The 23,918-nt window shown below is 47.0% G+C and carries 21 protein-coding genes; 16 read left to right on the forward strand and 5 right to left on the reverse strand.

Translation table 11 applies throughout. The annotated features are described in order from the left end of the window. The first annotated feature begins 129 nt into the window (after positions 1–129). The 4 genes from AXI59_RS05480 (at position 130) to AXI59_RS05495 (ending at position 6,385) form a co-directional block, all read left to right on the forward strand. On the forward strand, positions 130–1,416 hold the full coding sequence (locus AXI59_RS05480; RefSeq protein ID WP_061527616.1) for a Glu/Leu/Phe/Val family dehydrogenase: 1,287 nt from the start codon (positions 130–132) through the stop codon (positions 1,414–1,416). Positions 1,417–1,638: 222 nt separating this feature from the next. Then, on the forward strand, positions 1,639–3,186 hold the full coding sequence (pruA, locus tag AXI59_RS05485) for an L-glutamate gamma-semialdehyde dehydrogenase (protein ID WP_061527617.1): 1,548 nt from the start codon (positions 1,639–1,641) through the stop codon (positions 3,184–3,186). A 69-nt stretch (positions 3,187–3,255) separates the two neighbouring features. Further along, positions 3,256–4,941 carry a M20 family metallopeptidase gene (locus tag AXI59_RS05490; protein ID WP_061527618.1) on the forward strand — a complete coding sequence of 562 codons (1,686 nt, stop codon included), beginning with the start codon at positions 3,256–3,258 and terminating at the stop codon, positions 4,939–4,941. A 25-nt stretch (positions 4,942–4,966) separates the two neighbouring features. Beyond that, positions 4,967–6,385 carry an amino acid permease gene (locus tag AXI59_RS05495; RefSeq protein ID WP_061527619.1) on the forward strand — a complete coding sequence of 473 codons (1,419 nt, stop codon included), beginning with the start codon at positions 4,967–4,969 and terminating at the stop codon, positions 6,383–6,385. A 30-nt stretch (positions 6,386–6,415) separates the two neighbouring features. On the opposite strand, the gene AXI59_RS05500 is transcribed toward AXI59_RS05495, so the two are convergent. After that, the gene (locus tag AXI59_RS05500) at positions 6,416–7,618 is read right to left on the reverse strand and encodes a multidrug effflux MFS transporter (protein ID WP_061527620.1); all 1,203 of its coding nucleotides are present in this window, start codon (positions 7,616–7,618) and stop codon (positions 6,416–6,418) included. Between the two features lie 219 nt (positions 7,619–7,837). On the opposite strand from AXI59_RS05500, the gene AXI59_RS05505 reads away from it, so the two are divergent. The 7 genes from AXI59_RS05505 to AXI59_RS05535 all read left to right on the forward strand — a co-directional run bounded on the left by AXI59_RS05505 (position 7,838) and on the right by AXI59_RS05535 (position 15,133). Then, positions 7,838–9,073 carry an MFS transporter gene (locus AXI59_RS05505; RefSeq protein ID WP_061527621.1) on the forward strand — a complete coding sequence of 412 codons (1,236 nt, stop codon included), beginning with the start codon at positions 7,838–7,840 and terminating at the stop codon, positions 9,071–9,073. A 161-nt stretch (positions 9,074–9,234) separates the two neighbouring features. Next, positions 9,235–9,849 (forward strand): prephenate decarboxylase, encoded by a 615-nt coding sequence (bacA, locus tag AXI59_RS05510; protein WP_061522472.1) that lies wholly within the window; start codon positions 9,235–9,237, stop codon positions 9,847–9,849. Further along, positions 9,839–10,549 (forward strand): 3-((4R)-4-hydroxycyclohexa-1,5-dien-1-yl)-2-oxopropanoate isomerase, encoded by a 711-nt coding sequence (gene bacB, locus AXI59_RS05515; protein WP_061522473.1) that lies wholly within the window; start codon positions 9,839–9,841, stop codon positions 10,547–10,549. Before bacA ends, bacB begins: the two co-directional genes overlap by 11 nt. Then, a complete protein-coding gene (bacC, locus tag AXI59_RS05520; protein WP_061527622.1) occupies positions 10,546–11,307 on the forward strand; it encodes a dihydroanticapsin 7-dehydrogenase in 762 nt (253 codons plus the stop codon). The genes bacB and bacC overlap by 4 nt, the downstream gene beginning before the upstream one ends. A 17-nt stretch (positions 11,308–11,324) precedes the next feature. Beyond that, positions 11,325–12,743 (forward strand): alanine--anticapsin ligase, encoded by a 1,419-nt coding sequence (locus AXI59_RS05525; protein WP_061527623.1) that lies wholly within the window; start codon positions 11,325–11,327, stop codon positions 12,741–12,743. Further along, positions 12,740–13,921, forward strand: coding sequence for an MFS transporter (locus AXI59_RS05530; protein WP_061527624.1), 1,182 nt, complete (start codon positions 12,740–12,742; stop codon positions 13,919–13,921). The genes AXI59_RS05525 and AXI59_RS05530 overlap by 4 nt, the downstream gene beginning before the upstream one ends. 12 nt (positions 13,922–13,933) lie before the next feature. Then, positions 13,934–15,133: a pyridoxal phosphate-dependent aminotransferase gene (locus AXI59_RS05535; RefSeq protein WP_061527625.1), complete on the forward strand. Its 1,200-nt coding sequence runs from the start codon at positions 13,934–13,936 to the stop codon at positions 15,131–15,133. 14 nt (positions 15,134–15,147) lie between these two features. Here AXI59_RS05535 and bacG read toward each other — a convergent pair whose 3' ends face one another. Both bacG and hemQ read right to left on the reverse strand, forming a co-directional pair. Further along, positions 15,148–15,927 (reverse strand): NADPH-dependent reductase BacG, encoded by a 780-nt coding sequence (bacG, locus tag AXI59_RS05540; protein ID WP_061527626.1) that lies wholly within the window; start codon positions 15,925–15,927, stop codon positions 15,148–15,150. Between the two features lie 119 nt (positions 15,928–16,046). Further along, positions 16,047–16,811: a hydrogen peroxide-dependent heme synthase gene (gene hemQ / locus AXI59_RS05545; protein ID WP_061522479.1), complete on the reverse strand. Its 765-nt coding sequence runs from the start codon at positions 16,809–16,811 to the stop codon at positions 16,047–16,049. Positions 16,812–17,067: 256 nt separating this feature from the next. Here hemQ and pta point away from each other — a divergent pair, with 256 nt between their 5' ends. After that, entirely contained in the window at positions 17,068–18,039 is a 972-nt protein-coding gene (gene pta / locus AXI59_RS05550) for a phosphate acetyltransferase (protein ID WP_061527627.1), read from the forward strand. A gap of 42 nt (positions 18,040–18,081) precedes the next feature. Here pta and AXI59_RS05555 read toward each other — a convergent pair whose 3' ends face one another. After that, positions 18,082–19,071: a YeiH family protein gene (locus AXI59_RS05555; RefSeq protein WP_061527628.1), complete on the reverse strand. Its 990-nt coding sequence runs from the start codon at positions 19,069–19,071 to the stop codon at positions 18,082–18,084. A gap of 115 nt (positions 19,072–19,186) precedes the next feature. Here AXI59_RS05555 and AXI59_RS05560 point away from each other — a divergent pair, with 115 nt between their 5' ends. Next, positions 19,187–20,077, forward strand: coding sequence for a LysR family transcriptional regulator (locus AXI59_RS05560; protein ID WP_061522482.1), 891 nt, complete (start codon positions 19,187–19,189; stop codon positions 20,075–20,077). Positions 20,078–20,132: 55 nt separating this feature from the next. Beyond that, the gene (lipL, locus tag AXI59_RS05565; RefSeq protein ID WP_061527629.1) at positions 20,133–20,996 is read left to right on the forward strand and encodes an octanoyl-[GcvH]:protein N-octanoyltransferase; all 864 of its coding nucleotides are present in this window, start codon (positions 20,133–20,135) and stop codon (positions 20,994–20,996) included. 253 nt (positions 20,997–21,249) lie between these two features. On the opposite strand, the gene AXI59_RS05570 is transcribed toward lipL, so the two are convergent. Further along, on the reverse strand, positions 21,250–22,023 hold the full coding sequence (locus AXI59_RS05570; protein WP_061522484.1) for an RsfA family transcriptional regulator: 774 nt from the start codon (positions 22,021–22,023) through the stop codon (positions 21,250–21,252). 203 nt (positions 22,024–22,226) lie between these two features. Here AXI59_RS05570 and AXI59_RS05575 point away from each other — a divergent pair, with 203 nt between their 5' ends. After that, positions 22,227–22,451, forward strand: coding sequence for a YuzB family protein (locus tag AXI59_RS05575; RefSeq protein ID WP_061522485.1), 225 nt, complete (start codon positions 22,227–22,229; stop codon positions 22,449–22,451). A gap of 158 nt (positions 22,452–22,609) precedes the next feature. Continuing rightward, positions 22,610–23,911: an HD domain-containing protein gene (locus tag AXI59_RS05580; protein ID WP_061522486.1), complete on the forward strand. Its 1,302-nt coding sequence runs from the start codon at positions 22,610–22,612 to the stop codon at positions 23,909–23,911. Positions 23,912–23,918: the final 7 nt, after the last annotated feature.

Consider the following 23,918-nt stretch of genomic DNA (forward strand, 5'->3'; position numbering starts at 1 on the left):
TGAAACTTGCATATAAACGTGCGTAACGACAATTTGAAAAGGGACTGATGGGTTTTGGTGTAAAAGCGCTTACATTTATATTATGCTGTTGATTGAAGCTTAAACGTAAAACATGATGAGGTGATAAACATGTCAGCCAACCCGCTTTCAAAAAGCAACCAAAAAGATGAAGAAAAAGAAGTGCTTAATCTGTTTTTGTCCACACAATCAATCATAAAGGAAGCCTTGCGTAAATTAGGGTATCCCGACAATACGTATGACTTAATGAAAGAACCGATGCGGATGCTGACCGTCCGCATTCCTGTCAAAATGGACAACGGTAGCGTCCGGGTCTTTACAGGCTACCGCTCACAGCATAATGACGCGGTCGGCCCGACAAAAGGCGGCGTCCGTTTCCACCCGGAAGTCAATGAAGAGGAAGTCAAGGCGCTCTCCATCTGGATGACGTTAAAATGCGGAATCACAAACCTTCCTTACGGGGGCGGAAAGGGCGGCATCATCTGTGATCCGCGGACGATGTCATTTAGCGAATTAGAACGATTAAGCCGCGGATATGTGCGCGCCATCAGCCAAATCGTCGGCCCGACAAAGGATATTCCGGCTCCTGACGTCTATACCAACTCGCAGATCATGGCGTGGATGATGGATGAATACAGCCGCTTGCGCGAATTTGATTCGCCCGGTTTCATTACGGGGAAACCGATCGTTTTGGGCGGATCGCAGGGACGGGAAACAGCGACCGCGCAAGGCGTCACGATTTGTATCGAAGAAGCCGTAAAGAAAAAGGGCATTCCATTGGAGAATGCGCGCATCATCATTCAAGGGTTCGGAAATGCCGGGAGCTTTCTCGCCAAGTTTATGCATGACGCCGGCGCCAAGGTAATCGGAATCTCAGACGCCCACGGCGCTCTGTATGACCCGAACGGTCTTGATATTGACCACCTGCTGGATAAGCGCGACAGCTTCGGCACGGTGACGAATCTTTTTACAGATGTCATTTCTAATAAAGAATTGCTGGAAAAGGATTGTGATATTCTCGTGCCGGCTGCCATTTCCAATCAGATTACGGCTGAAAACGCCCATCACATCAAAGCCTCTATCATTGTGGAAGCGGCAAACGGGCCGACAACGATCGACGCGACGAAAATTCTTAACGAAAGAGGCGTGCTTCTCGTGCCGGATATTTTGGCAAGCGCCGGGGGTGTGACGGTATCTTATTTTGAATGGGTGCAGAATAATCAAGGCTATTACTGGTCTGAGGCTGAAGTGGCCGAGAAACTGCGAAGCGTCATGGTACATTCTTTTGAAACCATTTATCAGACATCTCACACACACAAGGTCGATATGCGCTTAGCGGCATATATGACAGGCATCAGAAAAACGGCTGAAGCCGCCCGTTTCCGCGGCTGGGTGTGATCGATAAAAACCCTTTTACACTGCAAAGGAATTTTGCGTGAATCAGCGGGAGATTCGCAAAATTTCTTTGCGTTTTTCAGAAAGCTTCAGTCAAAATCGGACATGCTTCGTTCACATTCGGCAATGAATCTCTCTATTTTTATATAAAACCATCATCATTGGTATACTTCTTGCATCTAAATGAGAGTGAGAAAACAGTACACACAACGAGGAGGATTTCATATGACAGTTTCATATGCGCACGAACCGTTTACAAATTTTCAGGAAGAGACACATAAACAATCGTTCCAAGAGGCGTTAGCTTATGTGAATACGCAGCTTGGCAAGCATTATCCGCTCATCATTAACGGAGAAAAAATAGAGACGGATAAAAAAATCGTTTCCATCAATCCGGCTGATAAAAAAGAAGTCATCGGTTCCGTATCCGCCGCGGGCAAAGAGATTGCTGAGAAGGCGATGCAGGCGGCATTACAGGCATTTCAGACATGGAAAAAAGTACAGCCGGAGCACCGCGCGAATGTGCTGTTTAAAGCGGCGGCTATTTTGCGCAGAAGAAAACATGAATTCTCAGGATACCTGGTGAAAGAAGCGGGAAAACCGTGGAAAGAAGCAGATGCTGACACGGCAGAGGCGATAGACTTTTTAGAGTATTACGCGCGGCAGATTTTGAAGCTGAAAGACGGATCTCCCGTAAAAAGCCGCGAAGGAGAACATAATCAATACCATTATGAGCCGCTTGGCGTCGGGATCGTGATTTCTCCATTTAACTTTCCGCTTGCGATTATGGCCGGAACGGCGGCAGCAGCGATCGTATCGGGAAACACGATTTTGTTAAAGCCGGCTGATGCGGCGCCGGTCGTTGCAGCGAAATTTGTCGAGGTGATGGAAGAAGCGGGTCTGCCGGATGGCGTGCTCAATTTCATTCCGGGCGACGGAGCGGAAATCGGCGATTATTTAGTGGAGCATCCGAAGACGAGATTTGTGTCATTTACAGGCTCCCGTGCGGTCGGCTGCCGCATCTATGAGCGCGCGGCAAAAGTGCAGCCGGGCCAAAAATGGCTGAAACGGGTCATCGCGGAAATGGGCGGAAAAGATACGGTGCTTGTGGACAGAGATGCGGATCTCGATCTTGCAGCCTCTTCGATTGTGTATTCCGCTTTCGGATTCTCGGGCCAAAAATGTTCAGCCGGTTCCCGCGCGGTCATTCATCAGGACGTATACGATGAAGTCGTCGAGAAAGCCGTCGCCTTAACGAAATCATTAACAGTGGGTAATCCGGAAGATTATGATACATACATGGGGCCAGTTATCCACGAAGCGTCTTATAATAAAGTGATGAGTTATATCGAAATCGGCAAGACAGAAGGCAAGCTTCTGACGGGAGGGGAAGGCGATGATTCAAAAGGGTATTTTATTCAGCCGACCATTTTTGCCGATGTAGATGAAAACGCCCGCCTGATGCAGGAGGAAATTTTCGGGCCGGTTGTCGCGATCTGCAAAGCCCGTGATTTCGATCACATGCTTGAGATTGCCAATAACACCGATTACGGCCTGACGGGTGCCCTGCTATCGAAAAACCGCGCGCATATCGAACGTGCGCGCGAGGATTTTCACGTCGGAAATCTTTACTTCAACCGGGGCTGTACCGGTGCGATTGTCGGTTATCAGCCATTCGGAGGCTTTAATATGTCGGGAACGGATTCAAAAGCCGGAGGACCGGATTATCTGATTCTCCATATGCAGGCAAAAACAACGTCTGAAGCCTATTAATCTTGCGGAAATAGCGCGATGCGAAAGAGAGTCGCGCTATTTCTCTATAACAAATAAGGAGGATGGGGTATGTATGAGCAAATCAGCAAAATGCTGCCGGGTGAGAAAATCGAAGCCATCACGAAATCTTTGGTTCAATTAAACAGCATAAACGGCACATTGGGAGAAGGAAAAAAAGCGGACTTTATCAAAGATATGGTGAAGAGCTTTCCTTACTTTCAGGAAAACCCTTCACATGTTTGGGAGCAGGCAATTCCGGAAGACCCTTACGGCCGCAAAAATATTTTCGCGTTTATAGAAGGAAACGGAAAAAGCCGGAACACGATCATCTATCACGCCCACCTGGATACGGTCGGCATCGAAGATTTCGGCCCTTTAAAGGATATCGCCTTTGATTCTGACCGTTTGGCTGAGTATTTTTCAAACTATGAATTTGATCAGGACGTACAGCGGGATGCCCGCTCGGGGGAGTGGATGTTCGGAAGGGGCTCCGTTGATATGCAGAGCGGAATTGCCGTTCATCTCGCCAATCTGCTGCACTTTTCAGAACGGCGCGATCAATTGCCCGGCCACATCTTATTCATGTCTAATCCTGATGAAGAAAGCCAGCATTCCGGCATATTAACGAGTATCCCTGAATTAAAACGGCTGAAACAAGAAAAGCAGATCAATTATTTAGCGGCGATTAATACCGACTTTATCACGCCTTTATTTGACGGCGATACGACAAGGTATATTTACATGGGCGCCGCGGGAAAGCTTTTGCCGTGCTTTGCGATTTACGGACGCGAGGTGCATGTCGGCGATACGCTTGCGGGAATAGATCCGAATCTGATCGCTTCAGAAATCACGAGAAGAATCCACAACAATATCCACATGGCAGAAAACATTGAAGGGGAGCTTGTACTGCCGCCGTCATGCCTGTACCAGCGTGATAACAAGGAAGCGTATAATGTGCAAACCGCGGTGAGCAGCTATTTATATTTTAATTATTTCATATACGAAAAAACCGCCAAAGAAGTCATGGATCAGCTGACCGTTGTCGCAGCTGACGCCTGCCGTGAAACAGAGCAAAAATTATCAGATTATTACGACGAATATTGCGATCGTACGAGCCTTCCGAAAAAAGACCTGTCATGGAACATTCAAGTGTACAGTCTTGAAGACTACTTGAGAAGGCTGAAAAGCCGCGGTATCGACCCGGAGCAGTGCATTGAACAAGCATTTAAAACGTATGAACATCTTGAGCTGCGGATGAGATGCTTTAAGGCTGTCGAAGAGCTGCAAAAGCTTGATCCGGAGCAGGGAGCCAAAGTCATCCTGTTTTATGCGCCGCCGTACTTGCCGCATAATTATTTGAAAGAGGAGAGCACCCGCGACCGGCTTTTGCAGAATGTCATTAAAGAGGCCGTAGAAAAAACAGCAGCATCAACGGGAGAAACATTTGCCTTTAAAAAGTTTTTTCCTTATTTAGCGGACGGAAGTTTTTTATCGCTCCATGAGACAGATGCGGAAATCTCAGCATTTACGGATAATTTTCCGGGATGGGACGTAATCGGCACGATTCCTTTTAAAGAAATAAGGGAATTGAATATACCATCGGTCAACATAGGGGTGTACGGCAAGGACGGCCATAAATGGACGGAAAGAGTGTATAAGCCGTATACATTTCATGTTCTGCCTGAGCTCATTCAGCAAACCACGATGCACCTGCTGCAAAGCTACCGATTAGAAGACATACGTACCAATGGCTAAAACATTGGAATGAGGGGGATGAAACATGCAGGGAGATACCAATCAAAATGAATTACAGCGAACGATGAAAGGCCGGCATTTGTTTATGATCGCACTCGGCGGCGTGATCGGAACCGGCCTGTTTTTAGGCTCAGGTTTTACGATCAGCGAAGCGGGGCCGATAGGCGCGATATTGGCATACATGATCGGCGGCTTTTTAATGTATTTGGTTATGCTTTGTTTGGGAGAACTGGCGGTCGCCATGCCGGTCGCGGGTTCATTTCAGGCATATGCTTCAAGGTTTTTGGGCCCGTCAACCGGTTTTACGATCGGTTGGATGTACGCGTTCAGCTGGGCCAATACAGTCGGGCTTGAGCTGACGTCCGCGGGCATTTTAATGCAGCGGTGGTTTCCCGCGGTTCCGATTTGGGTGTGGTGCCTCGTATTCGGCGTTATTATTTTTTCCATCAATGCTCTGTCAGCGCGGAGTTTTGCTGAAACGGAATTTTGGTTTTCGAGTATTAAAGTGATGGCGATCGTGCTGTTTATCATCATCGGCTGCGCTGCGGTGTTCGGCTTTATCGGTTTTCAGGGCGGGCAGCAGGCACCTTATCTGTCAAACTTCATGACCGATAAAGGTCTTTTCCCTAACGGAGCCCAGGCCGTCCTGTTTACGCTTGTGATGGTCAATTTCTCATTCCAGGGGACCGAACTCGTCGGCATTGCGTCGGGTGAAAGCGAAAATCCGGAAAAGACGCTTCCCCGCTCCATTCGTAATGTTATATGGCGGACGCTGTTTTTCTTTGTGTTCGCTATGTTTGTCCTTGTCTCTATTTTGCCGTATCAAACGGCGGGTGTCATTGAAAGCCCGTTTGTGGCTGTGCTGGATAAAATCGGCGTTCCGTATGCGGCTGATATTATGAATTTTGTCATTTTAACTGCGATGTTATCGGTGGCCAATTCCGGATTATACGCTTCCTCCAGAATGATGTGGTCACTTTCCAAAACGAAAATGGGCCCCGCTTCTTTAACGAAGTTGACGAAAAAAGGCGTGCCCCTGAAAGCCCTGTTCATTACAATCGCCATTTCCGGCTTGTCCCTTTTGACAAGTGTGGTGGCGGCTGAGACGGTGTATGTATGGCTGATATCGATATCGGGCATGATTACCGTGGTCGCATGGATGTCAATCTGCGCCTCGCAATTTGTCTTTCGCAGACGGTTCCTCGCTGAAGGAGGGAATTTGAAAGACCTGGCATTCAAAACACCTCTTTATCCAATCGTTCCAATTCTCGGGTTTGTCATCTATGGGCTTATACTGATCAGCCTTATTTTCATCCCCGACCAGCGAATCGGTTTATACTGCGGCGTGCCGCTGATGATCATCTGTTATGCATACTATCACTTAAGCATAAAGAAGCGCCTGAAAAATGAGTCCGCTGCCTCAGGAAAAGGCGCGGCAGGATGAGAGAAAAGCCCTCCGCATAGGCGGCGGGCTTTACTTTGTTTTTCGTTTTACCAACAGAATATAGGAGAGAACGGCAATTAAATTGAAGCCGAAAATGCTTGCGGCCATCGGCCATGCATTTTCTTCTCCGGCTGCGCCGACCAAAGGAGCGGCAAGCGCTCCGCCGATAAAAGGCAGGAGTCCGAGAAGAGCCGCAGCGCTCCCTGCGCCTTTCTCCTGTTTTTGCATTGCCAGTGCAAAACCTGTCGTCGTGACGATTCCGACACAGGAAACAATGATAAATAAAGAGATGCAGACGGCAGTCAGTCCGAGACCGAAGGCAAGCGACAACAGCAGCGCAATGCTGCCGATGATTGCGATGATAAGTCCGGCGGCAAACAGTTTGCGCTCATCCAGTTTTTTTGCAAGGCGTCCCGTGATCTGGGATGCGGCGATAATCCCGGCCCCGTTGACGGCGAACAGCAGGCTGAACATTTGGGCCGATACGCCGTATATGTTTTGCAGCACAAACGGTGAACCGGCAATATAAGCGAACATGCCGGTCAGCACAAATGCCTGGCTGAGGGCAAAGCCCATAAACATCCGGTCGCCAAGCAGGCGCCGAAACGTCGTAAGCGTCTCCTGAAGCCCGCCTTTTGTCCGTTTTTCCAATGGAAGTGATTCAGGCAAAGCAGCAAGGACTGAGATGAAAATAAGAATACCGATGATCGCTAATACAATAAACACTGTTTTCCAGCTGGCAAATTGAAGGACAAATCCTCCGGTGATCGGCGCTAAAATCGGCGCCGCCCCATTCACAAGCATTAATAATGAGAAAAAAGCGGTCAGCTCTTTACCGGAATACATGTCCCGGGCGGAAGCGCGGGCGATCACGATCCCGGCTGCTCCGGTAAAGCCTTGGATAAACCTCATCACAATTAAAAATGAAACGGAAGGGCTGAAGGCGCATAATAAAGAAGAAAGCGTATAAAGCATCAATGATATGATCAGCGGCTTCCGGCGCCCTTTCATATCGCTGAGCGGCCCGACGATAATCTGCCCGACCGCCAGTCCAAGCAGACAAAACGTCAGGCTCAGCTGCGCAAGCGACGCTGTCGTATGAAGATCCTCCGCAACCTCAGGCAAAGCAGGAAGATACATATCAAGAGAAAGCGGCCCGAATGAAGCCAATGTCCCGAGAATCAATACCATGCCGAGACTGGCGCGGACGGCCTTTGAATGACCTTTATTCATCACATGACCCACCTTAACAAATGATTCTATCACTATAGCATATCCGGCAGGCTTGTTTTATCTTATTTTTAGAACATAAACTAAATATTTTATTTAAAATCTGATTGTAAATTATTAAGACAATTTAGTTTACGTATGAAATGTAAAATGCAAATAAAGGATGCTAAACTATAATTCAACTAATTTTAGAAAGTTTTCCGGAAGAGGTGTTCAGAGAGAATGAACAGCAAACAAACCAATCACAGCGAAACGAAACGCCATTTTCCGATATGCCTCGCGCTTGCTTTGACATTAGGCGTCTTTGCCGCGGGTTCTGAAGAGCTTGTCATTTCGCCGCTGCTGCCGGATTTAGCGCAGGCCTTCAGCTCGGATGTCAGTGTGCTGGCGCTTTCGATCAGCATTTACGGTGTCATGATTTTTATCGGAGCGCCGCTTTTGGTTCCTTTGGGAGATAAATATTCCAGAGAGCTGAGCCTGATGGCGGGGCTTCTGATCTTTATCGCCGGGACGGTTATATGCGCATTGGCGCAGAATATCTTTATTTTCTTTTTAGGAAGGGCGCTTTCCGGATTGGCAGCCGGGGCGTTTGTGCCGACCGCATACGCGGTTGTCGGAGACCGGGTTCCTTATGCATACCGGGGCAAGGTGATGGGCCTGATTGTATCAAGCTGGTCGCTTGCTTTAATTTTCGGCGTTCCGCTCGGCTCCTTTATCGGAGGGATTTTGAATTGGAGATGGACGTTTTGGATTTTCGCCATGATGGCTGTCCTCGTTGCTTCTCTTGTTTTATTTGAAGTGCGCCGCCACGCGGCGGAAAAAGGTGAACCGGAGGAAAACGAGCAGCCGGCGGGAACATTTCGGGATGCGCTTAAAGTGCCGCGTGTCCCCGTTTATATCATGATTACCTTTTGCAACATGATTGGTTTTTACGGCATGTATTCGTTTTTAGGCGCGTATCTTCATCACGTGTTTTCCGGCGGAAATACAACGGCCGGCCTGTTGATTATGATTTACGGCATCGGGTTTTCCATGAGTGTGTTTACAGGAAAAATCGCTGACAAGGCTGGGAAAATGCGCTCCCTGATCACGGCAATGGCTGTCATCAGCATTTGGCTCGCCTGTCTTGCATATGCGCCGTCATCAATGACCTTTTTAGTCATCGGCTTATTCGTCTGGGGATTGATGCAAAGTCTGACGGTGACCTTGCTCAGCACCATTCTAAGTGATTGCTCAGAGCGTCATCGGGGCAAAATCATGGCGTTTTACAGTTTAGCGTCCAATTTGGCCGTGACATTGGGATCAGCCGCTATGGGTCCGGTATACGTCGGATACGGATATGCCGCTGTCGGTTTTATATGTTCGGCCGTCACCGTGCTCGGGTTTGGACTCAGCGTGTTTGCATACAGAAGATACGGCAGTTATGATCAGAAAGCGGATGATTCATTGTCCCAATAAAATAAAGTTTCTTAATTCCTGTAAAAATGAATTTTTAACACCCTATTTATGAGGGTGTTTTCTTTTATATAGGAATAATTATCAATATTTTCAAATAATATTGACAGCTGTATTTTCTATGGATAATATTTACTTAAAATTTAAAAGATTGGTTGGTGCTCATGATTATATTGGATAATAGCATTCAGACAAAAAGTAACGCTTATTCAATATCAAAACTGATTACAGTCAACACGCTCGGTCCTGAAGGGACAAGCAGTGAGTACGCAGCAAAGAACTTCATCTCCAATTTTACCCTTCTTCAAGGGGTGAACAGTAAGCTGTCACTGCATGATACATTTGAATCGTGCATTGAAAAAACGCTTCAAAGCCCGCTGGAATACACAATTGTGCCGCATGCTTATGACGGCATTAAGCATTTCTACATGAGGCCGGATTTGCAGCTTCTGCAAATCTTCAGGTGCGATACACCGATGTACGGCCTGGCTGTTCGTCCCGATTTTGAATACACAGATGACATGCTTGATACGGCTGTTATCGTGTCCCACCCGTCTCCTATCAATTTGATTAAGTATTTTACCCGTAAAGATGTCACATTCGATCTGGTTAATTCGACCAGTGCAGCCGCAAAAAAAGTGAAAGACGGCTTGTCTGATATTGCCTTAACCAATGAACTTGCCAGACAAAAGTACGGCCTTCAATTCGTTAAAACGTTTAAAAGCATTCCTATGAGCTGGTCATTATTCGGAAAAGGAGAGATTGAATATGAAAACTGAACAAGATTTGCAGGAAATTTATTTTCCGACGCCTAAATTAATAGAGTGGGAAAACGGGGTAAGGCAGTATTCCTCCGTGCGCGGTGATACTGAAGTACTGATGTCTTACGTCCCGCCTCATACCAATGTCGAACCTCATCAGCATAAGGAAGTCCAAATCGGCATTGTCGTTTCAGGCGAGCTGTCCATGACTGTCGGGGACGTCACAAAGAAAATGACAGCTTTGGAATCTGCCTACATCGCACCGCCGAATGTGCCGCACGGAGCAAGAAATGAGACAGACCAAGAAGTGATCGCCATTGATATCAAACGGCTGAAGGCTGATGAAACATATACAAGCCCCGAAGACTATTTTTTGAATATTTACAAAACTAGGGACTTAATGCCTGGTATGGAAGTCACATTCTTTGTGGAAGACTGGGTGGAAATCATGCTTGCGAATATTCCGGGCAACGGCGGAGAAATGCCGTTCCATAAACACCGCAATGAACAAATCGGGATCTGCATCGGGGGCGGTTATGATATGACCGTTGAAGACTGCAAAGTGGAAATGAAATTCGGCACCGCTTATTTCTGTGATCCACGAGAAGACCACGGCGCCATCAACCGATTTGAAAAAGAATCAAAATCAATCAATGTCTTTTTTCCGCCGCGCTATAACAGATCAAAAGCAAAAAAATTAGAGGAGAAAGAGTCATGAACCTTACTGATAAAACCGTCCTCATTACAGGGGGCGCATCAGGCATCGGTTATGCCGCGGTTCAAGCGTTTTTGAACGAGCAGGCAAATGTGGTTGTAGCGGATATTGATGAGGCGCAGGGAGAAGCGATGATTCGAAAAGAAAACAATGACAGGCTGCACTTTGTCCAAACGGATATTACGGACGAGGTGGCTTGTCAGAATGCCGTCCAGTCAGCGATTGATACGTTCGGCGGGTTAGACGTCCTGCTTAATAATGCAGGCCTCGAAATTGTAGCGCCCATCCATGAAATGGAGCTGAGCGATTGGAACAAGGTGCTTGATGTCAATTTGACGGGCATGTTTTTAATGAGCAAGCATGCGCTCAAGCATATGCTCGTGCGCGGCAAGGGCAATATCATCAACACGTGTTCTGTCGGGGGAGTCGTGGCATGGCCTGACATACCCGCATATAACGCCAGCAAAGGCGGCGTATTGCAGCTGACGCGTTCTATGGCTGTTGATTACGCCAAACACAATATCCGCGTCAACTGTGTGTGCCCCGGTATCATCGACACACCTTTGAATGAAAAATCGTTTCTCGAAAATAATGAAGGCACGCTTGAAGAAATCAAAAAAGAAAAAGCGAAAGTTAATCCGCTGCTGAGGCTCGGCAAACCTGAAGAAATAGCGAATGTCATGCTGTTTCTAGCCTCGGATTTATCAAGCTATATGACCGGAAGCGCCATCACCGCAGACGGTGGATACACCGCACAATAGAGAAGGAGTGTTTACATATGGAGAGAAAAACAGTATTGGTTATCGCTGATCTTGGAGGCTGCCCGCCGCACATGTTTTATAAAAGCGCCGCCGAAAAATATAACCTCGTCAGCTTTATTCCGAGACCATTTGCGATTACAGCCTCTCATGCGGCGTTAATTGAAAAATACTCGGTTGCGGTCATTAAAGATAAAGACTATTTTCAAAGTTTAGCTGATTTTGAGCATCCCGATTCAATCTATTGGGCGCATGAAGACCATAATAAGCCCGAAGAAGAAGTCGTCGATCAAATCGTAAAGGTTGCAGAAATGTTTCAGGCCGATGCCATTACGACAAATAATGAATTGTTTATCACGCCGATGGCGAAAGCCTGTGAACGGCTCGGATTAAGGGGCGCAGGCGTACAAGCCGCTGAAAATGCCAGAGATAAAAATAAAATGAGAGCCGCCTTTAACCAAGCGGGTGTCAAATCGATTAAAAACAAACGGGTCACCACACTTGAAGATTTCCGTTCCGCACTTGAAGAAATCGGCACGCCGCTTATTTTAAAACCGACATATTTGGCAAGCTCCATCGGCGTGACGCTCATCAAACACATCGAAACGGCCGAGGACGAGTTTAACAGAGTCAATGATTACTTGAAATCAATCAATGTACCGAAAGCGGTCACGTTTGAAGCTCCGTTTATCGCGGAAGAATTTTTGCAGGGCGAGTATGACGACTGGTACGAAACAAGCGGTTATTCCGACTATATCAGCATAGAAGGCATCATGGCGGACGGAGAATATTTCCCGGTCGCGATCCATGATAAAACACCGCAAATCGGATTCACGGAAACATCTCATATTACGCCGTCCATCTTGGACGAAGACGCGAAGCGGAAAATCGTCGAAGCCGCCAAAAAAGCAAATGAAGGGCTTGGCCTCGAAAACTGCGCGACGCATACGGAAATTAAATTAATGAAAAACAGAGAAGCCGGATTAATTGAATCAGCGGCCAGATTCGCAGGCTGGAATATGATTCCGAATATTAAAAAGGTCTTCGGCGTCGACATGGCGCAGCTATTATTGGACGTTCTCTGCTTCGGAAAAGACGCCGGCCTGCCGAACGGATTATTGGAGAAAGAACCGCACTATATCGCCGACTGCCATTTGTATCCTCAGCATTTCAAAGAAAACGGCCAGCTTCCTGAGGCGGTTACGGATTTCGTCATTGAAAACATTGAGATTCCGTCCGGCATCTTAAAGGGAGATACCGAACTCGTTTCTTTTTCAGCCGTTGCACCGGGTACGTCAGTTGATTTGCGGCTCTTCGAAGCATTTAATTCCATTGCGACATTTGAGCTGAAAGGCACAAATTCTCTTGATGTCGCTGAATCAATCAAACAAATCCAGCAGCATGCGAAGCTGGCTGCAAAGTATGCGTTATCAGTATGAAACAGCTGAAGCCGAACTCTAAATACTTGCTTTACGGGCAGGCGCTTTCGTTTATGGGAGACTATTGTGTTCTCCCCGCCCTGCTCATTTTGTCTACATACTATCATGATTACTGGGTCACCTCGGGTGTCATCGCTGTTCGGAGTATTCCGATGGTATTCCAGCCGTTTTTAGGCGTCCTCGTTGACCGCCTCGACAGGATTAAGATCATGCTGTGGACGGATGTGATCAGGGGTGTCATCTTTTTGGGGCTCACGTTTCTCCCGAAAGGCGAGTATCCGCTCATTTTTCTGGCGCTGCTGTTTATTTCTTACGGAAGCGGCGTGTTTTTTAACCCGGCCCGCCTCGCGGTCATGTCTTCTTTAGAAACGGATATTAAAAGCATCAACACCCTATTTGCAAAAGCCACGACGATCTCCATTATTGTCGGAGCTGCGGCCGGCGGGCTTTTCCTGTTAGGCGGCTCTGTACAGCTGGCTGTTGCCTTTAACGGTGTGACTTATTTGATCTCCGCGTTTTTTATCAGACGCATTAAGCTTCAATTTGTGCCGATTCAGTCAGAAAACGTGAAAGAGGCCTTTCAATCGTTTAAAGAAGGGCTGAAGGAAATCAAAACGAATTCATTCGTATTAAACGCTATGTTTACGATGATTACGATGGCGCTTCTGTGGGGAGTCGTCTACAGCTATTTTCCGATCGTCAGCCGGTTTTTGGGCGACGGGGAAATCGGCAACTTCATCCTTACTTTCTGTATCGGCTTCGGGGGTTTTATCGGTGCCGCTCTCGTCAGCAAATGGGGCTTTAACAACAATAAAGGTTTGGTGTATTTTACGGTTTTATCCATTGTCTCGCTTGCGCTGTTTTTGTTTACGCCGATATTCGCCGTATCTGTCATCGCCGCCATTCTCTTTTTCATCGCGATGGAATATGGGGAAGTGCTGGCGAAGGTCAAAGTGCAGGAGAACGCGGCGAACCAAATCCAAGGGCGGATTTTTTCCGTGGCTGAGGCGTCCATCGGTTTATGCATCGCTGTTGGTTCCATGCTGATCAACGTGTTAGACGCCTCTGTCATTATGGCTTTCATCGTCATCTTGGTAAGCGGTTTGTTTCTGCATACAAAACTGGTCAATAAATCGTTTTCGGAACGAGATAACAAATCAGAGCAAATTCATTTATAAGGAGTCTTTCAGATGGAAATCACACCGTCCGACGTCATCAAGACACTGCCAAAGCAGGAATTTTCGCTCGTTTTTCAAAAGGTAAAAGAGATGGAAAAAACGGGGGCGCAGATCATTAATCTCGGGCAGGGAAATCCTGATCTTCCCACACCGCCGCATATTGTGCAGTCATTGCAGGAGGCCGCTCTGAATCCATCCTTTCACGGGTACGGGCCGTTCAGGGGCTATCCTTTTCTGAAGGAAGCCATTGCGGGCTTTTATGAGAGAGAGTACGGAGTTTCCATCAACCCGGAAACAGAAATCGCCCTGTTCGGCGGAGGAAAGGCAGGCTTGTACGTTCTGACGCAATGCCTGCTCAATCCCGGTGACATTGCTTTAGTTCCGAACCCCGGCTATCCTGAATATTTATCGGGAATCACAATGGCAAGGGGGGAGCTGCATGAGATGCCCCTCCATCCGGAAAACGGCTATTTGCCGGATTTTGAACGGATCGATCCTGCCGTCTTGCAAAAGGCCAAGCTGATGTTTTTGAATTACCCGAATAACCCGACGGGAGCCGTGGCTGACGCTGCGTTTTATGAAAAGGCGGCGGCATTTGCGAAAAAGCACCAGATCCACCTGATTCATGACTTTGCGTACGGCGCGTTTGAGTTTGATAAAAAACCGGCCAGCTTTCTGCAGGCAGAAGGCTCAAAAGCTGTCGGCGCGGAGCTTTATTCATTCTCAAAAACATTTAATATGGCAGGCTGGAGAATGGCGTTTGCCGTTGGGAATGAGAAAATCATTCAGGCGGTCAATGAGTTTCAGGATCACGTCTTCGTCGGCATGTTCGGCGGGCTTCAGCAGGCGGCAGCGGCGGCGCTGTCCGGTGATCCCGCCCACACAGAAAGCCTGAAACGCATCTATGGGGAACGAATTGATTTTTTTACGGAGTTATGTGAAAAGGAATTGGGCTGGAGCATCGAAAAGCCGAAAGGCACGTTTTATGTATGGGCTGACATTCCGAAAACATTTGAGTCCTCACACCAATTCTCCGACTATTTGCTGGAGCATGCCCATGTCGTCGTAACGCCGGGGGAGATTTTCGGCAGCGGCGGAAAACGTTATGTCCGGATTTCGATGGTGGCAAAGCAGGAGGAACTGCGGGAATTTGTCATGCGGATTCAAAAGCTCAGCCTGCCGTTTTCATCATTACAAGAAGTATCCCGCTAAAAAGCGGGATTTTTTTATATGCTTTTCATGCTGCCGCCGTCCGCTGAGACTTGCTGCCCCGTAATATAAGAGGCTTCTTCAGAGGCGAGAAATGCGGCCAGTGCAGCGGCTTCTTCAGCAGACCCGACGCGTTTCATCGGAATACCCGAAGCAATCCGTTCTTCCGCTTCCTCTTTGGAAATGCCGTTTTGCTTCATGACATTCTGCACGAAATGATGATAACGGTCTGTAGTGATAAACCCTGGATTCAGGCAATTGACAGTAATGTTGTGAGGAGCAAGCTGAATGGCGATATTTTTACTGGCATTAATTAAAGCGGCATTCATCATACTGTTGGTAAACATGTTTACGCCCGGCTCTTTCCACAGGTTCCCGACGATATTGATGATTCTGCCAAATTCGTTCCGCTTCATGAATGAGGCGGCTGTTTTCATAGAGTCGATATAAGCAATTGTTTTATTCGTAAAGGTTTTTGTCATATCCTCAATATCACAGTTTTCAAACGTATCCGGCGTACCGCCCGGAATATTGTTGATCAGTACATCAAGGCGTCCGCATTTTGATTCGATTTCTTCAAAAATGCCCGCTCTCGCCTGCTGATCGGACATATCACCTGCAAGAACGGTAACGCTTGCCTCAGGATGTTTGGCCAGAATGTCTTCTTTCACAGGTTCAATATTTTCGAGGACGCGTGAATTGATGACAACGGCAAAACCATTGTCCGCCAGCTTCAGAGCAATCGCTTTGCCGATTCCCTGGCTGGCTCCCATAATAAATGCGGTTCGTTTTGACAAATATCTGCACCCCTTTATAAAAATGGAATCTCCTTTACATCGTAAAAAAAAATGACGAAAATAGCAAATTTTATTTAAATTCTGACAAAGAAAAAACCCGCCGGAATGGCGGGTGAGTGTTATACGTGCAAAAACTGCGGAAGCGTGTCGAGAGATAATCTGTTTCCGACAAAAAATGAACCAAATTCGCCGTAGCGGGCGCTGACTTCGTCAAAACGCATTTCATAGACGAGCTTTTTAAACTGAAGCACATCATCGCTGAACAGCGTAACGCCCCATTCGTAATCATCAAAACCGACAGACCCGGTAATGATCTGTTTGACTTTGCCGGCATAGCTTCGGCCGATCAGACCGTGGCTTCTCATCAGGTTTTTGCGTTCTTCCATAGACAGCATGTACCAGTTATCTTCGCCGCTTCTTCTTTTATCCATCGGATAGAAGCAAATGTATTTCGCTTCCGGAAGCTCAGGGTAAAGGCGTGCGCGCACGTGCGGATTTTCGTACGGATCACCGTCTCCGCTCGCCAGGTAATTGCTCAGCTCAACCACTGACACGTAGGAGTAGGCCGGAATCGTAAATTCAGCAAGCCTTGACTTATTGAATTCAAGCTCAATTTCATTTAATTCTTCCATTGTCGGGCGAAGAATCATCAGCATAAAATCAGCCTTTTGTCCGACGATGCTGTAAATGGTTTGCGAGCCTTTTCCTTCTTTTTGGGCGGCTCCCCATTTTTCAAGCAGGCCCGTAAATTCATAAATAATCGATTGGCGTTCGTCGCTGGATAACAGTTTCCAAGAAGCCCAGTCCATCGTGCGGAAATCATGAAGCGCATACCAGCCGTCCAACGTTTGGGCCGCTTCATTCGTTTTTTGCTGCTCACTCATTTATCTTCACTCCTATATCTTTTCGTTAATGCCTTCACTATATCACAGTTTAACCGTTTCGGCTGTGGAGAAACCTTGAATAATTTCAAGTCTTGTATGAGAAACTAAGCCGTGTTTGCATAGGCGGTTAAATTAATTAGAAAAATAAGATTTTTAATTGAAAGCGCTATAATAGAAGTTGGTTATTTGAATTTAGCTGGAAGAAGAGTATGCTGTAAAAGTAAGCGTTTTTTGTCAACATAGAGGAGGGTATATCGTGGCAGATTTATTTACAAAAGTACAAGAAAAAGTAGCAGGAAAAGATGTGAAAATCGTATTTCCTGAAGGAATGGACGAACGTATCCTAGTTGCGGTCAACAACCTGGTGGGCAACAAGGTATTAAAGCCGATCGTTGTCGGCAATAAAGAGGAAATTCAAGCAAAAGCGAAAGAACTAAATCTCACGCTTGACGGCGTTGATATTTATGACCCGCATACATATGAAGGCATGGAAGAACTTGTTCAGGCTTTCGTAGAACGCCGCAAAGGAAAAGCGACGGAAGAACAAGCGCGCAAAGCCTTGTTAGACGAAAACTACTTCGGCACAATGCTTGTGTATAAAGGCCTTGCAGACGGCCTTGTCAGCGGAGCCGCGCATTCTACGGCCGACACGGTTCGCCCTGCGCTGCAAATCATCAAAACAAAAGAAGGCGTGAAAAAAACGTCTGGCGTGTTCATTATGGCCCGCGGCGATGAGCAATATGTTTTCGCGGATTGCGCGATCAACATTGCGCCTGACAGCCAAGACCTTGCGGAAATCGCAATCGAAAGCGCCAATACGGCTAAAATGTTTGATATCGACCCGCGCGTAGCGATGCTCAGCTTCTCTACAAAAGGATCAGCAAAATCTGACGAAACAGAAAAAGTGGCGGAAGCCGTTAAGGTTGCGAAAGAAAAAGCACCTGAGCTTACTTTAGACGGAGAATTCCAATTTGACGCGGCATTTGTGCCATCCGTTGCTGAGAAAAAAGCGCCGGATTCTGAAATTAAAGGGGACGCAAATGTATTTGTATTCCCTAGCCTTGAAGCCGGAAACATCGGCTACAAAATCGCTCAGCGCCTCGGCGGCTTTGAAGCGGTGGGACCGATTTTACAAGGTTTAAATATGCCTGTAAACGACCTTTCAAGAGGATGTAACGCTGAAGACGTTTACAACCTTGCTTTAATTACGGCAGCTCAAGCGCTGTAATCAGGAAACGGCGGCCTTTTTCATAAAGGCCTGCCGTTTTTTTTATAGAAAAAAAGTGACTGCGGCCCAGCCGAACAGAGATAAACAGGCAGAACCGATCAAACCCGCCGCCAGTGCCCGCCAGCCATTGTTTTGAAACGCCGCGACATGCACCTTCAAGCCGAGCCCGGCCATCGCCATCCCGATGAGAACATACGACACTTGAACAAGAAACGCCGCCTGTGATGCCGAAATAATACCTGATGTGTGCACCGCACTCATTCCGAGAAATCCAAAGATAAACCAAGGAACAGGCAGAGAAGAAAAAGAAAGCGGCTCAGACTCTCCGCTGCGGCGTGCCCAAATTCCAAGTGCCAATGCAGCCGGAACAAGCAGCGCAACCCTTGTCAGTTTGACGATAACTGCCATCTCGACAGCTTCTTTTCCCCCGGCGCTGCCGGCCGCCGCCACATGCGCCACCTCATGAAGCGTTGCCCCGCAAAAAGCCCCGAATGAAGCGGGAGAAAAGCCCAATATATGATATGAAAGAGAATAAATGACCGTAAAGACGGTTCCCAATAAAGAGACAGCGGCTGCACTGATGGCAGCGGCACTTTCATTTGATTTAATCTGCGGAGCGATCGCCGCAACAGCAGCAGCCCCGCAAATCGCTGTGCCGCAAGCGGTTAAAATACTGAGATTCTGATCTACACGGAACAGGCGGGACAGCATATACACAACGGCAGACGCAAACAGCATACAGCTGACGGCGATTGCAAAGACATGCCAGCCGGCGTGATAGATGTCAGCCAGATTCAGCCGCATGCCAAGCAGAATGATGCCCGTTTTCAGCAAGTATTTACTTGAAAAAGCAATCCCCGGCTCTAATGATTTTCGCTCTCCGACAACCGCGCGGCATAGCATTCCGATAAGCATCGCGATCACAAGCGTGCCAAGCATATTTAGATAAGGCAGACTGCCGGCATAAAAAGCCGCAAACGCAATCACTGCGGTAACCGAAATCCCCCTTAAAACCGAAACACCATTTTTCATCCCTGTCACTTCCCATCATCTTGATAACTTCACTTTACTGCGGTTTCAATCATTAGTAAAATATATTTATATGATCTAAACGATAAGCAATACTAATAATGAGGAGCGATGCTTTTTGTATTACGGCGAACTGAAAACATTCATTGCTGTTGTAGAAGAGAAGAATTTTACAAAAGCCGCGCAGAAGCTGATGATTTCTCAGCCGAGTGTGAGCCTGCACATAAAAAATCTGGAGAAAGAATTTCAAACTGCCTTGCTCAACCGCTCGCCGAAGCACTTTACGACGACGCCGACCGGGGATATTCTCTATCAGCGCGCAAAGCAAATGGTCTTTTTGTACGAGCAGGCGAAATCAGAAATTTACGCCCATCACCATTATGTAAAAGGAAAGCTGAAAATCGCGGCGAGCTTTACCATCGGCGAATATATTCTGCCGCCGCTGCTCGCACAGCTTCACGGCGAGTATCCCGAATTGAACTTAGACGTGATGATCGGCAACACAGAGGAAGTCAGTGAAGCGGTTCGGATGCTTCAAGCTGATATCGGATTAATCGAAGGCCATACGGGAAAAAATGAGCTGGACATTCAGCCGTTCATGGAGGATGAATTATGCATCGCGGCTCCCAACGGGCATCCTCTGGCAGGCAAAAAAAACATCCCGATTACAGACCTGCAAAACCAAGCATGGGTGACGAGGGAAAAAGGCTCGGGGACGAGAGAATACTTGGATCATGTGCTTCATTCAAACGGGCTGCGGCCGAAGTCCATGATGACCATCAGCAGCAACCAGGGCGTCAAGGAAGCCGTCATCAGCGGATTGGGTCTTTCTGTTTTATCAAAAAGCGTGCTGCAAAAGGATTTGCTTCATCACAGCATTTCAGTGCTTCATGTAAAAGGCTTCTCTTTAAAGCGAAAACTGTCTATCATTCAATCTTCCATTATGGAGAACACAAAAAACAAAGAAATCTTCATTGCTCTTTTGAAAAGCCAATTTCAATCATCATAAGCGGAATGATATAATAGACGCATTCAAAGCCTATAACGAAAGGGATTTAATATAGATGGGAAAGCAACCGATTGATTTACTCATGCAGCCAAGCTGGAGAATCGTTGACCAATCCAGCCTTGGCCCTTATTTTGATGCGAAGCAATCATTTGCGATGGATGATACGCTGTGCGCTTCCGTCGGCAAAGGGGATTCACCTGCGACAGCCCGTTCCTGGGTGCACCACCAAACGATCGTTCTCGGTATTCAGGACACGCGTCTCCCGTTTTTAGAAGACGGCGTAAAATTGCTGGAGGACGAAGGCTATCGCGTCATCGTCCGCAATTCCGGAGGACTCGCGGTCGTGCTTGATAAAGGCGTTTTAAATATCTCTCTTATTTTTAAAGATGAAAAAAAAGGCATAGACATCGACAGGGGTTATGAAGCGATGGCTGAGCTGATGCGGCGCATGCTGAGTCCGTACAATGCAGAGATCGAGGCATATGAAATCAAAGGGTCGTACTGTCCGGGCAACTATGATCTCAGCATCGGCGGCAGAAAATTCGCCGGCATTTCTCAAAGGCGCCTGCGCGGGGGAGCGGCGGTGCAAATCTATCTTTGCGCCGACAAAAGCGGAAGTGAACGCGCCGATCTGATCAGACGTTTCTATCAAGCCGCTTTAAAAGACAAAAGCAATGATACAAAAGGTGTATACCCAGACATCCGGCCCGAAACGATGGCATCATTAAGCGAATTGCTGCAAACGGACATTACCGTGCAGGATCTAATGCTGTCGCTTTTGACCGAATTAAAGGAATTAAGCGGGCATCTGTATTCAGCAGGATTATCTTTAGAAGAAGAGTTGGCATTTGAAAAAAATCTGACCCGAATGCTGGAACGGAATGAGAAGGTGTTCGGGGTGAATGAAAGCTTGGAGTAATCCGAGCTTTTTTCTATATTACATACAGTTAAGTATTTCTTTCAAAACAAACCGCAAAATAACGCTGCAACAAAATTATCTAAGCGAAAAAGGCATATGAAAGGAACTTTACCAGCCTGCTTGTACTTGCTGCCGCGTAAACGTAATCCAAAAGAAGAAGCAGTCCGGGTTTAGTGCTTTTACTATATAAAAAATGTGAATGATAGACAAACGGACAAAACCCCTTTTCCGCTCTCGGAAAGGGGTTTTTAACCTACTCGGCCATTTTTTCTAAATTGCCGTTCCGGTCCATTTTGAAAGATGGGGACGCATGTTCGTCCTCCTCAAATAAAACTAGCTTTCTGGCTCTGTTCATGATTTTAACTAAGGTTTCGTAGTCTTCTTGAATGGTTTTTTGATCTTTCTCAAGCTTCTCTACAGCCGCTTCCAGTTGCTCGGTTTTCGATTGCAATTCTTGATTTTCCCTTTTCAAACGGTCATTTTCCATTTGGAGTGCAGATGTTTGTTTTCCGCTGCCTTCATAGGTCTGCAAAAATTGAATGACATCAGCCATTGTGAGCTCCGGTGTTTGACTCGGCTGCTGAGGTGCCAGCAAATGTGATAAACTAGCTAACTCTTCCTTGAAGCTTTCATCCACATAAGGCATATGCTCGCCTGACATGACGGCGGTCTGATTTTTTTCAGGTGCTTCTGTTTGAACCTTTTCTTCTGCTGCGGTTTCTTGAATGATATCCGTTTCAGGCGCAGGCGGCTGATATAGTAGTTTCTTTTTGGCCGGCTGGCCGTTTCCGAGCGCACGCATCCGCTGTTTCCGCTGTTTTTTGGCAAGCTGGAGCGCTTTTTCGTATTGATGGCGGACGACGGCATTCCATCTGAATCCGCAGGCTGCCGATGTCCGGTTTAATTTATCGCCCACTTCTTCAAAGGCATTCAGCTGAGTGCTGCCTTCCCGTACGTGCCGAAGCACGGTTTCCGCCAGCAGCAAATCATTTTCCTCTGACCAGGCGTCTTGTCGTTGTTTTGTCAATGTTCTCAACCCCCAATAATCTTTTGATGGTATTAGAATGTCCAGATTGGAAAATATTTATACAAATTGGCTGAAAGAATGAGAGATACGCAGAGCCTTGCAGGAAAAACTGAATCCTTGTACAATGGAGTGTGATGTGATTTTTTCGTTTTTAAAAATGATTTTTAACATAGAGGAACATTGAATGAAGGGAAGCGTACATCATGGCTAATGAATTTCGAGTGTGTGATGATTGCCAGGCCACGAATATCAAGACATTGCTGCCGCGTTTAAAAGAAGCTGACCCGGATGCGAAAGTGGAGATCGGCTGTCAGTCGTATTGCGGGCCCGGACGTAAAAAATCGTTTGCTTTTGTGAACAACCGCCCGCTGTCGGCTCCGACCGAGGATGAGCTGATGGAAAAAGTGAAAAAGAAAATCAAAAAGTAAATTTGTGTTTTACAACAGCCTCGCCCGATGGGTCAGGCTTTTTTGCTTCAAAAAATCGATTTCAGGAAACTGGAACAAACCGCCGGATAAATTCAAGGATGTTTTCAAATTATAGAGCCGATATAATAGAATCACGGCTAAAAAAAGAGGGAATGACGATGGCGTATCCAAATGGAAAATTATCAGAAGAAAAAGTGTTTAAAGATCCGGTTCACCGCTATGTTCATGTACGGGACAAGCTCATTTGGGATTTGATCGGCACCCGTGAATTTCAGCGGCTGCGCCGAATCAAACAGCTCGGTACGACCTATTTGACGTTTCACGGTGCCGAACACAGCCGGTTTAACCATTCTCTCGGTGTCTATGAGATTGTCAGAAGAATGGTTGACGACGTCTTTAAAGGGCGTCCTGAATGGGACGACAGTGAACGTGAACTCTGCCTAAGCGCCGCGCTGCTGCACGATTTGGGGCACGGGCCGTTTTCGCATTCCTTTGAAAAGGTTTTTCATCTGGATCATGAGGATTTTACGAGGGAAATCATTCTGGGCGATACTGAGGTCAATCAAGTGCTCAGAAAGGCTGGCCCGGGGTTTCCGCAGGATGTTGCTGAAGTCATTGCCAAAACATATGAAAACAAACAGGTGGTCAGTCTGATTTCAAGCCAGATTGACGCCGACCGGATGGATTACTTGCAGCGGGACGCGTACTACACGGGTGTCAGCTACGGGCATTTCGATATGGAACGGATTTTAAGGGTGATGCGTCCGCGCGAGGACCAGATCGTCATTAAGCAAAGCGGCATGCACGCTGTTGAAGACTATATTATGAGCCGCTACCAAATGTACTGGCAGGTTTATTTTCATCCTGTGACGAGAAGCGCTGAAGTCATATTGACAAAAATTCTCCACCGCGCGAAGCAGCTTCATGAGGAAGGGTATATCTTCACTCATGCTCCAGTCCATTTTTATTCTATTTTTGAAGGGAAGCTGACGCTGGAGGATTACTTAAAGCTGGATGAATCGATCATTTTATACTATTTCCAAGCCTGGGAGGAAGAAGAAGACGCGATACTGTCCGATTTGTGCCGCCGCTTCATTAACCGCCAGCTGTTTCAATATGCCGAATTCAATCCGAATGAGGAAATGTCGGCTTATTTTGAGCTGACGGCTTTATTTAAAGAGGCGGGAATTGATCCGAACTATTATTTAGTCGTCGATTCCTCATCGGATCTGCCGTATGATTTCTATCGTCCGGGTGAGGAGGAGGAACGGCTGCCGATCCATCTTTTAACGCAGAGCGGCCAGATAAAAGAGCTGTCCAGACAGTCCGCTATTGTGGAATCCATCTCGGGAAAACGGCGGACGGACCACAAACTGTACTATCCGATGGACCTCATTTGTGACGGTTCAGAAAACCCTGAAGCAAAATTGAAAATCCGGCAGCTGCTGGGACTGACATAGAAGGATT

It is taken from the genome of Bacillus nakamurai (assembly GCF_001584325.1).
Classification (GTDB): Bacteria; Bacillota; Bacilli; order Bacillales; family Bacillaceae; genus Bacillus; species Bacillus nakamurai.

Excerpts from the sequence above, each read along its gene's own strand:
- AXI59_RS05480 (WP_061527616.1), top strand. The coding sequence starts at position 130 with ATGTCAGCCAACCCGCTTTCAAAAAGCAACCAAAAAGATGAAGAAAAA.
- pruA (WP_061527617.1), top strand. The coding sequence starts at position 1,639 with ATGACAGTTTCATATGCGCACGAACCGTTTACAAATTTTCAGGAAGAG.
- AXI59_RS05490 (WP_061527618.1), top strand. The coding sequence starts at position 3,256 with ATGTATGAGCAAATCAGCAAAATGCTGCCGGGTGAGAAAATCGAAGCC.
- AXI59_RS05495 (WP_061527619.1), top strand. The coding sequence starts at position 4,967 with ATGCAGGGAGATACCAATCAAAATGAATTACAGCGAACGATGAAAGGC.
- AXI59_RS05500 (WP_061527620.1), bottom strand. The coding sequence starts at position 7,618 with ATGAATAAAGGTCATTCAAAGGCCGTCCGCGCCAGTCTCGGCATGGTA.
- AXI59_RS05505 (WP_061527621.1), top strand. The coding sequence starts at position 7,838 with ATGAACAGCAAACAAACCAATCACAGCGAAACGAAACGCCATTTTCCG.
- bacA (WP_061522472.1), top strand. The coding sequence starts at position 9,235 with ATGATTATATTGGATAATAGCATTCAGACAAAAAGTAACGCTTATTCA.
- bacB (WP_061522473.1), top strand. The coding sequence starts at position 9,839 with ATGAAAACTGAACAAGATTTGCAGGAAATTTATTTTCCGACGCCTAAA.
- bacC (WP_061527622.1), top strand. The coding sequence starts at position 10,546 with ATGAACCTTACTGATAAAACCGTCCTCATTACAGGGGGCGCATCAGGC.
- AXI59_RS05525 (WP_061527623.1), top strand. The coding sequence starts at position 11,325 with ATGGAGAGAAAAACAGTATTGGTTATCGCTGATCTTGGAGGCTGCCCG.
- AXI59_RS05530 (WP_061527624.1), top strand. The coding sequence starts at position 12,740 with ATGAAACAGCTGAAGCCGAACTCTAAATACTTGCTTTACGGGCAGGCG.
- AXI59_RS05535 (WP_061527625.1), top strand. The coding sequence starts at position 13,934 with ATGGAAATCACACCGTCCGACGTCATCAAGACACTGCCAAAGCAGGAA.
- hemQ (WP_061522479.1), bottom strand. The coding sequence starts at position 16,811 with ATGAGTGAGCAGCAAAAAACGAATGAAGCGGCCCAAACGTTGGACGGC.
- AXI59_RS05555 (WP_061527628.1), bottom strand. The coding sequence starts at position 19,071 with ATGAAAAATGGTGTTTCGGTTTTAAGGGGGATTTCGGTTACCGCAGTG.
- lipL (WP_061527629.1), top strand. The coding sequence starts at position 20,133 with ATGGGAAAGCAACCGATTGATTTACTCATGCAGCCAAGCTGGAGAATC.
- AXI59_RS05575 (WP_061522485.1), top strand. The coding sequence starts at position 22,227 with ATGGCTAATGAATTTCGAGTGTGTGATGATTGCCAGGCCACGAATATC.
- AXI59_RS05580 (WP_061522486.1), top strand. The coding sequence starts at position 22,610 with ATGGCGTATCCAAATGGAAAATTATCAGAAGAAAAAGTGTTTAAAGAT.